The organism is Paraburkholderia sp. BCC1876 (genome assembly GCF_902833695.1).
Classification (GTDB): Bacteria; Pseudomonadota; Gammaproteobacteria; order Burkholderiales; family Burkholderiaceae; genus Paraburkholderia.
In genome coordinates this window covers 112,811-128,751 of record NZ_CADFGI010000013.1, presented here as the reverse complement: position 1 = coordinate 128,751, position 15,941 = coordinate 112,811, and the positions used below count along the sequence as shown (strand labels likewise).

Below are 15,941 nucleotides of genomic sequence, written 5' to 3'. Positions count from 1 at the left end.
CCACGCTGCCGTGCATCACCGTCAACCACGGTCGGGATGCATCGCTTATCGATGACCACGGTCCGGTCGTCTGTAGGCGCATCTAGACTGCCGTCTTTCTTCCTATTCGAAGGTTGTTTTCCGCCTACTGCGCCGGCGGCAAAGTTGCTTCCAGCGAGCGCATCGATGTATGGCACTTGCTCGGCATCGGCAACGCACTAGCGTCGCTCTCGCTTCTCGAACTCCGGCCCTCACTCACCTCTTGGAGGCGCGACCTTCGGAGCGCGAGGTGAAGTCTTTGCCGCAAGCTTCCCCGCCTCTTTCATTTCCCACTGGCCGAGGTCGAGGACGAGAAAAACGACCACAACGTCACCGGCGTCGCTCTGATAGCTAACTAGGAAACCTCCCGGGCCGGATTCGGCCGCTACGATATCCTCGGCTCTCACGTATGTAAGATGTGGGGGTGCGTCGCATATCGCCAACTCCTTTAGCACACCGACGATGTCGCGATAGCTTCCCTTATATGCGTATGTCAAATGGAAGAATATCCTGCATGTCGAGTAGCTAAAGAGCTTCTGGAAATGACTAGCGAGGTCCCGCCTAGTCCATTCGGTTCCAGGCGAGCGGTTGCAAACAACAGCCTCAATGACGGAGAGTTCAGGCCCACCCTTTCGGATTACCAGGTCCCTTTTCCCAGGATTACCTTTTGCGGTATGCCCGCCTCTCGACTCGTCCGAAACCGACCAACCCATGAACGCAAGGCGCGAGGTCAGCAGTTCTCTAATCATCGCATTCACGTCCTCCTCACTGCTGTCAATTTCGACCACTCTCAACATGGGGACCAGCGAAACGATACTTGAGGACGCGGCACGAACCTCATTTATCACAAGGCTCTGAAACGCACTTACGGAGGTATCTGCAACAACTGCCCATACATCCGCCTGCATAGTCGCATCCATACGCAGAAATTCGCCTAGCGCCTGCTTGATGCGTGGCAAGGGGTCATTGGTCTCGCTAACTTGTACCCTGACAGAAACAACCCCGCCATCTGACAGGAACCGTTGAGCCTCCAGCAGAATTTCTGACTCACCAAGTGTCGCTTCCGCTCGCTGCAAAACAGCTAACGCCTCGTCGCCACGTCCGATTCGAGAAAGTGCCACCGCACTATATGCCGCGATGCGGTCAGTCATCCTCGACAGATACAGTGGTCGAAGTAGCTGGTCCGCGTCTGGCTCCTGCCCAACTGCGAGCAGCAACAGCGCCTTGTTGGTCTTATACGCATCAGCCTCTGGCCCTGCCAGATTGTAGGGCCGCACCATTTGTTCGGAATCGGCAAGAGCCTTTTTCGCGACAACTAGAGACTCACCTCTCAGCCTTGTGAACACTCCGTCGCGCATGATAGCCGCGACGCGCGCAGCAAACAGATTGAATCCATACTCCGGAATATCTGGCCTTCGCCCGTGCAGGTAGCTAAAGACTTTCTCGGCATTCTCCAGGCTACCATTTTCCTTCTTGAGTTGTGAGGCCCCCTGATAGAACAAAATTGTGTCGCGCGCCGAGTCTTCATCGGCCTTCGGTATGTCCGAAGGGAGCGTTGCCTGTGATATCGCATCCCAATCGTCAGTCAATAGCGCTAGCTGCAGTCGGTGACGCAATCGAACAATTGCGTGGGCTTTCTTGAATTCCTCACGTAGAGCTTCCTCGGACACCATATATGCCCTGGCGGCGTTCACCGCGCCAGCAGCCAGAAGCCGGTCGGTCCGCAAGAGCCACTCCGTGGCCATGAGAGATTCCCCAGCCCCCTCCGGCACCAGTTCCTCAATCCGTTGTTCGATTGCGGCCCGACAGCCACGCGAAACAGTGCCAATCAATTGTGCGAGAAATGCCGGCTCGTCGGTTTCCAGGATTGCCGTCATTAATAAATCTGCATCGGTCCTTTTGAGCGCGCCGAGGGCCGCCGCCAGGTCCGTCGAAAGAGGACGGTCCCATCTGCTCTGAAATGGGTGCACCTCGTAGGTTGCAGCGAACGCGGCAACGCGCCCTTTTTCCTGATGCGAAATTGCGCTAGCGCGTACCGTCTTGACCAAAGCATCAACGAGCTCCCCGGGGGCTTCGTCGGCACACCCGACGATGGCGCGGCTTAACACTTGCATATGAACGCGCAACGCACGGGCGATATTGGTCTTGACCGTATAGATATTCTCCCCTTCGGGAAGATGGGCTAGACGTTCTTTAATCTTGAAAGGAAACAGGAACCACTTCCGCTCATCATCCGCTAGTCTTTTAGACAACGCATAGAGTGTAGCGGCGCCGCTTGTCGAAACCCGGGCAGCAGACAGGGAATAATAGTCAGACTCAATGGACTCAACGTACGCACGAAGCAAAGCGTCAGGCGAGACATCGTCACTTAGTTGCCCAAGGTCAAGGATGTCGAGGGCAGCCGCGAATGAGGAATTGCCGAACTTTAGTCCTGTATCGGGGCGCACCAGCGAGTCGAACATGCTTGTCAATAACGCCCTAGATTGCCCGTTAAGCTCGGCCCTGAGGGCCACAAGCATGGATTCGCTCCCAACCAGCTCTTCGACATTGCCGGGTTTGGCTTGTGCGTGCATTTCACTTAACAGGGACGCGACTTCGTCCGGTGACAAACGACCGTCCTTCAGGTATTCCCCAACAATAGATACCGAATCGGAGAAGGCTTCATCTCTTGCCGCTTCGTTGTCTCGCTTGACCAGTGCCCGGTCCCACGAGCTCTGCTGTATCCTCCACTGAAATACCAACAAACAGGCCAACGCGGACGTCTCCGGTACCAGCAACATCTCGACGACAAGCTCGGGATGCTGCTCGGCGCGAAATAACAGCGTTGAAAGGACGTCGGGATGCGCTGCGGCGAGTTTCAGAATTCTCTGTGCAATTGGGTGCGGCGCTGCCGAGTGGTCAGCCGCGTCTACTTCATTCAACAAAATCCTCAGTAAACCCGACGCCATACCAAATGCATCCAGTGCATCGTACCGGGCATGCTCCAGGAGATTACTCGTTAACCAGAGCGCGCGTGCCACCAGTGTCCTCGGCACGGCTGGGACGAAATTGCCGTATTCGGATGGAGCTCTGCCTGCTGCATGAGATATCTGCTTTACGGCACGCTCTCGACACTCATTCCACGAGGGAAACTTCGTTGTTTTCTCCAGGACAATAAACGCGTCTTTCTCGAAGGCGTCACTAGCAGCCTGCAACCAAACCTTCGTCAGTATAAAGTCTGGAGAGCCCAGCATATTCCACGCATCAAGCCACGCTATGACTCTTGCAACCGGCTCCACGGCGTGCATGAAACTTCTATCCCACAGCCTTGCAGCTACCCACTCTGGTGAGTGGCACGCAATGTCCGTTGGTCGACGCGCTCCACTCACGACCGAGTTTGCTAGCTCTATGACGGCGCTCGGTCCGTCAGTATCCGTCCACTCGTATTTGTCATCGTACCAGGACTTCAACAGTGTTCCGAGTGCGGTCATGGAACCAGTCGTATCTTTGTTCACTCTGAGACGAATCTCTCGTGGGACATACAAGCGGCCCAAGACCTCCACTGCCCATGAGTCGGAAATGAGCGTGTCCCAGTCAGGCTCGCTGGGATTCTCCCTCTGTGCCGCATCGTAGACGGACCTAGTAGCCAGAACAGAATTGTTTCCGACGATTCGTAAATGTTCGAATAGCTGAAGAACAATCTCGTCGTCGAAAATCTCTTCGGGTTGTGGTTGCACTCGTCCATTTCGGTAGACGGAGAGATTCCGCGAAAATCGTTCACGTAACACGCGACGGGTCTCAGCAGGGACGCGTTTCAAGCTTTCGAAGCGGCTCATTTTCTTCCTGATTTTTTAACCTTGAGTCGAACTAGCGCAAACTGCCGACATGTATATCGTTGCCACGACCAGCCAGAGCGACCGGGTTTGCCCGGCAATCCAATAGAAACTGCGCGAAACATAAACCCGCAATACGAGCGCACTCCCATCTGGCTGCACGGATTGCGGCGGACTCGTCAAGCACGCCGGGCTTATGTTGCGTAGCTGCAGTCGATGACGACAGGCGCTATAGTCACTCCCTCTCCCTCAGCCAGGTCGACCGCTGCACGCACGCGTTCCCTTAGGCCCTCGACCGTCCCTTCGGGAATCAGCCTCTGAGCGTCACTTTTTCTTCCGTCTTCTTTGCCGGACCATTGGTTACAGAGAAAGAACATTACGACATAGATGCCAACCGGCGTTGAGTAGGCTGCCATGTAGTTATCCCGAAGCTGGGTGCGCGGTGCATCGTAGAGGTCCTTGTTCCAACATCCCTTTACTTCAATAACCAGTTGGATAGTCTCCCCCTGAGGGTCGCGAGACCTAGGGTTTAGCTCGACCAGGATGTCGGTTCTCTCGCCGATTCCACTCGGCTTCGACGCGCGAACCTGAACCTCACGGTTCACGATGGCGCCAATTGCGTTGAGCCGGTCCTCGAGCGCCCCCGCGAGCCAATCACAAAGTCGGGGCTCGTGCTTCGGACGCTGGGTGGTCTCATCCCACAAGAAATACAAAGACGGATTGGCCGACTCAATCGAAATCTTTGCTCCAATTTCATCGAGCGCTTGAAGTGTCACATCAAGCAACTCTGCCGGCGTTCGAACCACCGCGCCCGGAACAAACCGAAGCATTGCGACAGTCTCTTCTTCCGAAAACGGAATCCAGATATCTCGAGCCGCTCGTTGCCGGGCTTGATAGAAAACAGCCTTAAGCCAGACCTGTTGTGGATGCCGGTCAGAAATGCGCATAAGCGCCGCCAGTGCTTCGTCGGTCGCGATTTCCAGTAAGGTGTATATGCACGATTCCCGTACATCCTTGATGTTGTGCCGCCCTGTGACCGTTCCTCTCAGTGGCGGGTCTTCGGCCTTCGGGTAACGAGCCTCCAGCACCTCGTAAAGTTGCTCTGTTAAGGCTACCGAAACATTAAGCAATGGGATACTGGTTCCCGGTACCGAAATACCCATGCTTGCCACCATATCGCCGACCGCAGTTGGATACTGTGACAAACAGTCCCATATTTGCCCTGTCAACCGCTCAGGCGCATAGCTCCCCAGCATCGACAGGCATTTTCTGCCCAACGGGGCTGCAAGCTGCTCGGGGGAAGTGAGGCGACGTTCAACCACGTCTAACGCAGAGGAACACCCCTTCTTCGCCAGGAAGTCCGCTAACGCGGCAAAGCGCTTTTCGTCTTCTTCGCCCTTGAGATGTTCGACAAGCCAAGATTGCAACGCGAGGTAAATATCTCCCTCGACAAAAGTTGGAATATACGCATGGTCCTTGCTCAAGCATCGGAGACACTCGGCCACCATGACAGCTCTAGCGGCGTCTGAAGACGCAGACAGCGCTAATTTAAGCAATTCTTGCTGGAGTGCACGGGGTTGCGACCCGAACGGATATCTCGCAATTGCCGCTACCCATTTGGTCGCGAAGATTTCGACGCGCTTGGCCGGCAATCCATAATCGACAAGTGCGACAAGCGCCGCAAAACCCGCCTCGTCGTAGAAATGAAACTGATTAGGCGGAAGCTCTTCGGTACACGGTCCATATTCGACCAAAAACTTGTCTGCAACGTCGAGAAGACGTGCCTGCTCGCCAGCGCTCAGAATCTTCCATAGCGGAGACTCGGTGACACGGGGGGACTCGTTGCTGAATCCCCGAAATTCGTCAACATACGGAAGATAGTTCAACAAGTTTATCCATTGCCATATGTCGCCATCCTCAGCGGACCGTAGGGCCTCGTCGAAGAGCACGCGAACGTTCGGTAACGTTTGGGCGCTTCCGACATCTCGCGTCATTTTTCGGGTGAGTTCAAGTGTTTCACGGTGACGCTTCGCAACTGGCGAATCTAGTTCAACGGGGTCAAGCCAATCTGCCATCGCATCAGCCAGGACCATGTCCCTCGGCTCGGCATTTAAACTGGAGGAATCGAGAACACTCTCGAGTATGAAACGGTCGGAGTCGTGCAGGTACCGTTTCAGAACATGCGCCAGCGTCGCTTTCTCGGGCATGACGGTCGTGCGTCTATACAGGTCCCACAGATAGCGACTGTCGTCGCCGTCCAGTAGTCCGGTGCGGAGAGATAGCGCTGTTGCGGCGAGTGAAAGGTCCCCGTGCACAAACGGCAGAATGGCTTCGAACAATCGACGCCGTTTCTCGACTGGCCTCAACATTTCGGTGCGGTGGTCAGTGCTGTATCCGGGCAGCCCTCCAAAAAGACGGAAATGCCGGTTGATTGAGAGCCAGCAGATTGCACCAAGTCTTGCCCACGACTCCGATTGAAGGTGGATAGCGTTCCACGTTGACAACAGGATGTCGAACACGAACTCGTTCCAGGTATGCTCAAGTCGCGCAGGCTGCAGTTGTTGCTCAAGCCAGGTGCACACCGCAGGTAAGTCCGAATCGCCGAGTTCCACTTGCTGTAGCACACGCAAGGCGCTCGAGTACCAGCCGGTCAGAGAGGGATTCTTTCTCTCTGTTGTGAAGGGAATAAGTGTCCCGGCAGTCTCACCGAGTTCCAGCGCACATCGCAGAGCTATCCCTCTCAGTTCATCATCGGGGTCGGCGGCCGACTTACCATCATAGAGAGGAAACAACTGCCGCTTCTGCTCCAGCGAACCTGCCTGATAGATGGCAACTGCAGCACGCTGTCTTAACTCATAGGGCTGCGATTCATCGAGCGCGAGCGGGCCGAGTTCATGCAAACCCTGCACGTAGTCACACGCGCCTGCAACGTCGACCGCAAACTCTTTCGTCACCGTGTCGCCTGCGTCGGCCGTAACGATTTCGCGTAGCCGCTCACCAAGCCCAGGGTACGCCAGCTTCGGGAATGCCTTCTTGAGCTTTGGGTCATATGCAGATATCTCACGTTGCCCGATAAGCGTAACCAATGCTTCGAACGTTTGCCGCCTGTCTGCCCCGGGGGCCAACGAGACGCTGCTTTCTAGTATCAACGACGGTTCGCGAGAAATCAGGTTGTACGCCAGTTCGTTGTTGCGCTCGCCCATCCATGCTGCGAATTCGTGAAGCTGTGGTGTCGTGCGTTTTGACCCGTCCGGCAGATGAAGTATTTTTAAAGACTGTTGTAACGTAAGAGCGCGCGACGATACATAGTGGGCCGCCAAGAATTCAGCGAACGTACGGTGCGCAAATTCGTAAAGTCCATCCCCTCGATAGATGAACAGCGCTGAGTGCAGTACTTCGACTATCTGTTCGCGGTTCACCGTCCAGACGTCTGTACCGGAACCAAACGGTATGCTCCCGATACGGCCACAATCGACCGCGTCTTCCCTTCCTGACGCTTGAGCTTTCACCGCTAGCATGACGCGATTGGTCAGCAGCGCGAACGCTGCTATACGCCCCGCTACCGCAATACGTCGGTCCGATTCGGGCAACGCTACTTCGTTACCCTCCAGACGTCGGTCGGACGGCTCGCTAACCAGCAACGCACATCCCCGCTCGTACAACGACCACCGGTCTGCCGGGAGTTGCCCGTGGAGACTATATTGTGAAATCAGGAAACGCAGGCCCAATGGCTGAAGCGACAGCCCATACGCCCCCGCGCGCTGCAATGCATCGAAAAAATCGACGGGCGATATGTATTGCGACCCCACGATTTCCTGAACCTGTTGTCGCCCGAGCGGTACCAACTCGCAAACAGCGACCGGAGCATCTTCAGCGCTGCTACTCCACTGTGTTCGCAAAGTCTGCTCCAGCGACTGCGGCCACGACGCGGAGCGACATGCGATTCGCAGGTACAGGGAACCCGGCTCAACGTCGCTTAGTGCCTCCTCTATGACCGTTTCTGCTCGCTTGATATTGACTCGGCATTCATCAAGTGCATCAAGGAAAAGCTCCGTGGAGGTCCCTTCGTCAAGACATTGCGAGATGGTTTGTCGGATAGCCCGCTCAAGTCGGCAGGCATCCGCGTACTTGCCAAGGTCGATGTGCTGGCTTAAGCGGGTGGGTCGCTCGTTTGCAGCAACCTTACGAAATCGTTCGAGCTCATGTGACTTACCTGACCCGGGCTCACCAAGCAATATGGCTACTGGCGTATCCAGAAGGTCGTCGAGACGCAACAGATGGGGATTAAGCGGCCTCTGCCATACCGAGCTTGGTACCAGTGTGTAACCGTTTTCATCGACCCTGCAGGATGTGCCGCGCGGCATCCAATAACGGACGACCTCGAAATTTCCAGTTATCGCTAGCACCCCGGAGCTGGTTCCGCTCATCTATAGCCTATAAATCGAGAATGGACAGGAATAGGCTGCCATAACCTATTCGTTCCTTGTCTCCGTTATCAGAACGGGGCCGTTGGCACAGCCACGCTTGAGAATATCACTGGCCCAGGCCTGACGCGCAGCCAGCTTGGCGATACGGAATTCGTAGAGTCGCGAAGTACCGGCTCAGCGCCTAGGGAAAGAGCTTGTATGGCGAATCTTTATACCGCTGGCTCGCCACTAACCCCTCTGTGACCAAGCCGTACGCTCTCAGAAGCCAGCGGGACTGCCCGCCGGGCTCGCCAGCAACGAGCGTCCGGCCGTGCAACCCCAAGCGATTATTTACGAGGAGAACGTCACCCGGCGCGACTATGACCTCTATGGCGCTCTGTTTGCAGGCGCTCTCGAAAGCGGCGACTGCGTTCGCCGCAGGACCATCTTCCTCTTCGACGCCGGCACTGCTGTGGCTATAACGCACCCAGGTTTGCCCCTCAACTTCGAAGAGAAACTCTCCTCCATCAACAACATGCTCTTCTCCGAGGATGCTTCTCATTCCTTCACGGAACGTCCCTTGAGAACGAATGATGAACTGGGGTTTCTTCAGTTCGGCAATTTGCCCGGATTCGAGCTTGGCCAGTACATCCTTAAGGGGCATGACAGTCGTATGCACCCCGTCAGGGTTGCGAACGCCCGAAAGACAAACGAAGTCCGGAGACGGAGCGAGTTCTTGCCGGGCCTCATCGACCCTGCCGCGCACCGGGAAACTCACAGCGTCCGTGTGACCCTTCATACCTCTGCGAGACTTGTCCGCATATAAGCCCTCGCCGGGCATAAGGACCAGATTCACGAACAGTTCGCCGTTGTTTTCAGAACCGTAAGAGACCGCGTCAAGACCAATCGCGGCGAGCGACGCAATCGAAGTTGCTCGGGCAAGCAGCGTACCTTCAGCTTGCGGAACCGGACAGAATGCGGTGGGCGTATCTGGGAGGCCGAGCGACGCGAAGGCGTCGGGCAGGTGGATATACGCATTGCTCCACGCGAGCGACCGAACGGTCGACAGGTCTAGACCCAACCGCTCCAGTTCAGCCCCAACGCCCCGCACAAGCTCACCCCCCAGCTTCACGGGGTCGCTGAGCCATTGGCAAGCATCATCGAAAGATTTTTTGCCCCGCCAGTCACTCACGGCGCTCCGGACAGCCATAGCAAAGTCAGTAAAAATCAGCACAGCCCCCGGCAATTGATATATTGTTGATACAAGCCTATACTAGACTCACTTATTTAGACCGTCCAGCATGCAATCCGATATTCTGACCCAAAGCGATGTCCAACGCGCAGCTTGCATTCTCGACGAATGGGCGCGGCTCGTGTGGGCAATGTCGACCACGGCGAAATTCAGTCATGACGAGCAGGCTTCGTTGGTAAAGTGTGTCGTCGCGCTGCCGAATGCTGGAAAGCTAAGCGTCTGCGCCGAGACTGCTCAAGTCGCCGCCATTCAAATGATGACAGCGTTGAGTGACAACGTGCGTGAGGCATGGGTCGGCGAGCGCTGGGTCCCGGAATATCAAGAATTACTCAATCGGGTCCGACTACCAATGCAAGCAGCGGAGGCAATGATGCAAGGTGAGACACAGCAGTTCGCAGACGCGTCTATCCGGACAAAAGAACGGCAAGACACTATTGGCGTAAGCAGCAAAAAGGCGCTTCAAACGTCCGTGAACGCTCTTGCTGACCTGCGCGGAGATTCGCTTGCAGCCATTGCACGAGAGTTGGTGTCTGAAGGATTTGAGGAATTCGAAAAGCGAAGTCTTTGCGAAAGTCCGCGAAAATTGCTGGACAGCTATGAGTCGAAGTTAAGCGCACTCGAAGGCGACGAAACTACGCAATGGATGGTTCGACTAAACCGGCATCTGTCTATTCGAATGAAGCTCACCGCCAAGGAGTATGGTAAGTCTGCTTCTCAATTAGTCGCTATGTGCATGACGGAGGCACTGTCAAAGCATGAAGTAGCGGCAGCGCAAGCTGCAACTGCGGCGGAGTTGGCGCTAGCGCGCGCGGCAGTCGTCAAGGTGAAAGGCCCAGCCGTGCGCAAACTTGCCCAAGACGTCGGCATCGGCAATCAAGGCGGGCTTATGAGCGGAATGCTTGCAGGAAAAATCCAGACCCCGAGGGCGCTGCTGAAGTCATTGTCGATAAAATTAGAAGTGTCAGCTGCAGCGCTATCGCAAGTTTTCGCGGACTCATTTCAATCGGCGACCATTCCCGCATACAAAGCGGAAGAAGGCAAGCCTTACGTGCGACTCGTTCCACAAACGTGGGAAGATGCTGTCAAATCACTTGGCTTGCCGGACGATGAGACCACCAAACTGTTGCAGTTCAAAGATTAAATGTCTCAATGAACCCATTTGAGCGCGCTCGAACCGAGGCGCACGCGCTTCGGCAACGCCTTGTGCAGCATTGCGCAACACGTATACCGACTAGTCTGGAGCTGCTTTCATTTGTCGAAAGCGAACTTAATCTAGCCATTGAGAAGGTTCCAGTCGGCTTTGCGGCGCTCGGCGGTGGAGGGGCGGTACTTGAGCGTGGCGAGTGTTTTATCTATGTTCGTGACGATGTCAAAGACCCTGAGTACGCTTATCTCGTCGCGCATGAACTGGGCCACTGGGCTCTAGATGCGGATAAGCCGCAACTCACAATCGCTCATCTCAAATCGTTGGTTGCAACCGAGGGCACTCCCGCTGCAGTCAAGGTAGAGGCGTATGGCGCGAGAGAAAGACAGGAACTGCAGGCCAATGTTTTCGCCCGCGAATTGCTCTTGCCAAGGCAAGCCGCGAGCGAGCTTTGGCGAGCAGGAAAAGGAACCTACCAGATTGCGAAGGAGGTTGTTCTCCCTCTCGAACTTGTCCGGCTTCAACTGCTGGATGCCCTGCTGCTTCCCATATCCGTACCGGGCGTACCGAAGACGTTGCCCGCACCGAGCAGTGACCAGAAGGCCGCTGCCGAAGCCCGCGAAAGGTTCGTGAACGTCGTCGCGGGTCCTGGAACAGGCAAAACAACGACCCTCGTCCACCGCGTCAAATACCTCATCGAGCAGCAAGGCGTCGACCCGAGTCGAATCCTCGTTCTAACTTTCACGAACAAGGCTGCCTTTGAGTTGGTCGAGCGGCTCCGCAACGCAGGGATACAGCGCGCATCAGATATCTGGGCGGGCACGTTCCACGCCTTCGGACTCGAGTTCCTGCGCAAATACCATCAGCACTTCGGCCTTGACGCGGATGTTCTGGTTGCTGACAAGTTGCACCAGATGTCGTTACTCATTCGAAGCCTGCCGCAGGTCGACTTAAAGTACTACCTGCGAGTGGAGGACCCGTATGACTGGTTGCAGACTGTTATCAAATGCATACAACGACTGAAAGAGGAACTCGTTAGTCCCGAGGAATATCGGTCACGCCTCGCTGCTCTCGAACCGGTATCTGAGGAGTTGCAGCATCAACGAGAAGACGTCGCGTCACTATACGAAGCCCACGAAGGAGCGTTGCGAGACGCGAAGATGGTGGACTTTGTGGACCTTGTTGCGAAATCTGCATTGAGAATACGCGATGACAGAGACAGTGTCGCCGAATTGGCCAATCACTTCGAGCATGTGCTCGTAGATGAGTATCAGGACGTTACCGAGGCGATGGTGATGTTGGTGCGACAACTAGCCATCAACGCTAAATCCCTCTGGGTTGTCGGAGATGTCCGGCAGGCGATTCATCATTGGCGAGGCGCTTCAGTAAAAAGTCTCATGAAGTTCGAGCACGCTTTTCGGACCGCAGGTGATGCATCGACGGTTCGAAAATACTCGCTCGATTCGAACCGGCGCAGCTCGACCGAGATTCTTGACCTTTTCAGTGTTGCAGGGCGGGTTCATGTGCTGGAAGCACAGTTACCGCTCGACACAATGCATGCGGTCAATGGAAAGAGCTCTATCCTTCCTGAGCTGATTTCCTGTGATTCTCGTGCAGACATTCATGCTGCAATCGCGCAGAAGATTATCCAGCATGAGAGCGATGGCATTGAATTTAGGCATCAGGCGGTACTTTGCAGAAAAGGCGCCGACGTGGAATTCCTGGCCGAGCGGCTGCGCGATGCTGGCGTTCGTACCTTATATATCGGCGAACTTGCGCAGCGCTCTGAGATAAAACGGTTGCTCTGCCTCATGCAACTGTTGTGCGAACGCGAACCTAGGGCATTGGTTGGATTGGCGGACCAACCTGGCTTGGGTATGCCCATGCGCGACATTGCCGCTCTGCTGGACTGTTCGCACGGTGATATCAAATGGCAACGTGGTCGCTGGCTCGGAAGTGCTCCCTCAAGTTTATCGGCGCAAGGGATTGTCGCTAGCGTTCGACTCCAATCGCTCCTTGCCGGCTTCACCCGCCACTCGAATCCGTGGCACTTCGTGTGCGATGTTCTCCTTGAACACCGGTTTGGACTACCCAACCCCGATGACGACTCGCTTGAAGCGCAAACAATCCGCATAGCGCTGTGGCAGTTCGCGTATTCAGTACGCAATGGAGATGGGGATGTCAGACAAGCCCGACTGTCCAGATACCTTCTACGGCAACAACTGAGGCAACGCATCGGCGAAACACATTCCGATAGGGAGCTACCGCCCGAAGCATCAGAAATGGACGCCGTACGTCTCCTGACAGTCCATGGAAGCAAAGGGCTCGAATTTGAAGCCGTGCATATTGGATATGTCGACGCTGATGCATACGGGCCTGAAGAGCCGAAATGGGGCGCTCCCGAATCGATTATCGACCTAGTACCTCCGAGCGTTCTTGGAAGCAGCGAAGAGGAATACAAATTCGAGACCGCAGTTGAGCGCAACAACCTGTTCTATGTGGCGTTGTCTAGAGCAAAGTTACATCTTCGGCTCTACGAGAACGTGGAGTTTGGAACAAAGGGAAGACCTGTCCAACTCAAATCCGAAGCGGCTACATACAAAAAACGGTCCTTCAACGCCAGCGAAGAGAGTGAGGCATATGTTCCGAGCGTCAGTCCGCAAGCGTCCGAAGTACAACGAGTTCAATTTGACGAATTCGAAGCGTATTCGAGATGTCCCCTGCAACATCACTATCGGTACCGCCTCCAGCTCTCGCGGGAGCAGGAAACCGACATCGCCGTAAGGGCACGCTGGGCAGTGATGGATACCTTGAAGGCTGTAGTGAAAGATAGTGTTTTGCCTAAGGACGCATTTGCGGCAGCGTGGGCAAGCTATCACCTTCCCAGCAAAGTCGAGGACCCTGGACTCATTCGCGATGCAATCAACGTTTGCAAACGAGGGCTGGCGGTCGTTCGAGGGAACAGCGGCACCTTCGGTGAAATGCTCGTGGCAAAGATTGGTGGAGTCGAAGTGGAACTGCCATGGCTCATAGAGACCGGCAGCGGGTCATCCTCGAAGCTGCATTTGATTCGCTTTTCGGCCAAAGGCTCCACGACGACAGCATCACTACTCAGACCAATGCTGCTTGAAATCGAAGGAAAGAAACCTCGTCCAATGATGCTGCATACGCTACTCGTTGAAAAACACATTGATGTACCACTTAGCCAAGCACCCACGAAAACTGCAGCGTTCAAAGCCGCGATTCGGATGCAGGCAGGGGACAGGGGACCGTCGACAGGCAGGCATTGCGGCCGATGCGCCTATCTAAGTATGTGCCCAGTCGTGCCAACGTAGTCTTTGATTTCGCATGACTAACGGTTCGACGAGCTCTACCGTCAAGCAATGCGAATAAGTGGTAGCCGTTTATGCGCCGACCAGTCCGCCTCATCGTTTTGAGAGACCTGGCCGTGAAACATCACTTGTCAAAATACCGTTGATGATATGACACGACATAAGTACAAGTATGTGCACCGCAGGTGCTACAACAAGCTGCCGGGGTTAGCCCATCAACTTAGATTGACCTGAGTTTTTACAACAAATCAGACCAGTCATCGTCTACGTCCAAAGTCTCCTCGTTTGCGTCCTCACCGTCATCGGCGTCAACGTCGCTCCGAGTTCTCCGGCCTAGATAGTCCTCGTCGGACTCGTTGAAAGTGAAATAGTCGTACACGTCCCCGTCGCTATCAAAGACCGATGCCGGGGTGGAGAAGGGAGTCGCGTCGACACCTTTGAACGAGAATACTGGCTCTGGCTCACGAGACAGGTCCAAAAAAGTAATCCCCTGTTCCATAAGTTTACCAAAGTACCTATCGGTTTTGACCAGGTTCACTGCCGACTTCAACCACCCCTGCGCCGCACCTTCATATGCCAGCAACCAGTTCTCTCCGTACAGGTCCTCTGTCATCGTGTGTCGGGGCATTCGATTGCGCGCCAGCTTACTCTGCAATAGGCCTTTCGCCTCGAGAGCCAACGCGAGCAGCAAGCAGACCGAACTATGCATTTGCTCCAGCATCCTGACCGCTACCGTTCTCAATTTTAGGTTTAAGCGCAGTGAGAGCCAAAGCAACCAAGCGACCTCGCTGTGACGTTCGATGGGCGCGTGTAACGCTACCTGGTTAGACACAAAGGCATGCCAAGCTTCCGGGTCAAATGAAGTTGCTGGCCAGTACCTATTGTAGGTGTCAATAATCATCACGCACGTCGGAATGGTGTTTGGATACGCATCCATGCAGCGCATGAGGTACGCTGCAAACACGTCCCAGTTCTTGCTCTTCACAATCTCGGTCTCTACGCGCCGCAAAGCGTATTGCATCACGTTCTCGTCATCGAATCGCTGAGCGAGTGCGAAAGCCACGTCGAAAAACCGGTGGAGGTCACGTCGTTGTGCAACCTTGCCGGTCGAAAAAGCAAAAGAGTCAAACTCATGAACCCACGAATCATATTCGAACTCACTGACTCGAACGATTTTTGTCTTTTGTATATTAACTTTCAATTCGAAGGTGGCAAGAGACTCCGACAGTTTTGAGTACGCCTGAGCGGCGTCATTTTCCGTGTCAAAGCAAAGACAGAAATCGTCCACGTGGCGATATCCCTTTGGCCAGAATCCTAGACGCTTGCGCAACTCTAGGTCTACCGCCACTCCGACTAGTTCCGCGATTATGTGTGAAGTGTCAGGTCCAATTGGTATGCCTACCGTTTGGTTAGACTGAGTAAATCGCACGAGTTCATCAAGTCGATTTCCCAGCAAAGTTTTATCACGCCGCGCCGCCTTGCTCTTCGCTTTCTGCTTACCCTCTACGGCCCACGCTATAGCATGCGTATAGATACTGGGGAAGAACTGCGATATGTCACTGACTAAAAGATACCTCGCTCCAGCTGACCGTAGAAGTCTTTTTTCGTTCAGTTGCTTCACTGGAGTAATGCTGATAGCACGGCTTCCCGGTTCTCCGATTTCCGGAAAACTCAAACTGAGTTTGCTTCTTCGCATCAGCCGTGCAAGTTTCTGCCACTCCAGCGCAATACAGCGAGCAAGGAAGAAATACGAGACCGGATTGGTAATCGCTATTGGTCGCCGGCTGTGACCAACACGAGCGACGGAGTACCGCTCGAACGATGTCTCTTCCGCGCATCGCCCCTCTTTTATCCTATCCCAGATTTGCGCAAGATGCCGGTGCCTAGCTGCTAGGCGGTCCGATGTGAAACATGGTGGAATCTGCGCAGCAAAGAACCCATCGGAAAGAAGAAGCTTAAAGCGCCGCTCAAAAGTCC

6 protein-coding genes are annotated in these 15,941 nt (G+C 54.8%); 2 read left to right on the top strand and 4 right to left on the bottom strand.

Features of this window, described 5'->3' with window-relative positions; translation table 11 throughout:
- Positions 1-230: 230 nt before the first annotated feature.
- The 3 genes from HWY05_RS32925 to HWY05_RS32915 all read right to left on the bottom strand — a co-directional run bounded on the left by HWY05_RS32925 (position 231) and on the right by HWY05_RS32915 (position 9,428).
- Positions 231-3,833 carry a hypothetical protein gene (locus HWY05_RS32925; protein WP_176060978.1) on the bottom strand — a complete coding sequence of 1,201 codons (3,603 nt, stop codon included), beginning with the start codon at positions 3,831-3,833 and terminating at the stop codon, positions 231-233.
- 191 nt (positions 3,834-4,024) lie between these two features.
- On the bottom strand, positions 4,025-8,257 hold the full coding sequence (locus tag HWY05_RS32920; RefSeq protein WP_176060977.1) for a hypothetical protein: 4,233 nt from the start codon (positions 8,255-8,257) through the stop codon (positions 4,025-4,027).
- A 181-nt stretch (positions 8,258-8,438) separates the two neighbouring features.
- Positions 8,439-9,428, bottom strand: coding sequence for a TauD/TfdA family dioxygenase (locus tag HWY05_RS32915; protein ID WP_208459123.1), 990 nt, complete (start codon positions 9,426-9,428; stop codon positions 8,439-8,441).
- 109 nt (positions 9,429-9,537) lie between these two features.
- Between HWY05_RS32915 and HWY05_RS32910 the strand changes: the two genes are divergently transcribed.
- Both HWY05_RS32910 and HWY05_RS32905 read left to right on the top strand, forming a co-directional pair.
- Positions 9,538-10,629 (top strand): hypothetical protein, encoded by a 1,092-nt coding sequence (locus HWY05_RS32910; protein WP_176060976.1) that lies wholly within the window; start codon positions 9,538-9,540, stop codon positions 10,627-10,629.
- A gap of 8 nt (positions 10,630-10,637) precedes the next feature.
- Complete coding sequence (locus HWY05_RS32905) at positions 10,638-13,967, top strand: UvrD-helicase domain-containing protein (protein ID WP_176060975.1); 3,330 nt, start codon at positions 10,638-10,640, stop codon at positions 13,965-13,967.
- A gap of 235 nt (positions 13,968-14,202) precedes the next feature.
- Here the strand turns inward: HWY05_RS32905 and HWY05_RS32900 are convergent, their stop codons facing one another.
- On the bottom strand, positions 14,203-15,660 hold the full coding sequence (locus HWY05_RS32900) for a reverse transcriptase domain-containing protein (RefSeq protein WP_244146768.1): 1,458 nt from the start codon (positions 15,658-15,660) through the stop codon (positions 14,203-14,205).
- Positions 15,661-15,941 lie beyond the last annotated feature (281 nt).

Excerpts from the sequence above, each read along its gene's own strand:
- HWY05_RS32925 (WP_176060978.1), bottom strand. The coding sequence starts at position 3,833 with ATGAGCCGCTTCGAAAGCTTGAAACGCGTCCCTGCTGAGACCCGTCGC.
- HWY05_RS32920 (WP_176060977.1), bottom strand. The coding sequence starts at position 8,257 with ATGAGCGGAACCAGCTCCGGGGTGCTAGCGATAACTGGAAATTTCGAG.
- HWY05_RS32910 (WP_176060976.1), top strand. The coding sequence starts at position 9,538 with ATGCAATCCGATATTCTGACCCAAAGCGATGTCCAACGCGCAGCTTGC.
- HWY05_RS32905 (WP_176060975.1), top strand. The coding sequence starts at position 10,638 with ATGAACCCATTTGAGCGCGCTCGAACCGAGGCGCACGCGCTTCGGCAA.
- HWY05_RS32900 (WP_244146768.1), bottom strand. The coding sequence starts at position 15,660 with ATGCGAAGAAGCAAACTCAGTTTGAGTTTTCCGGAAATCGGAGAACCG.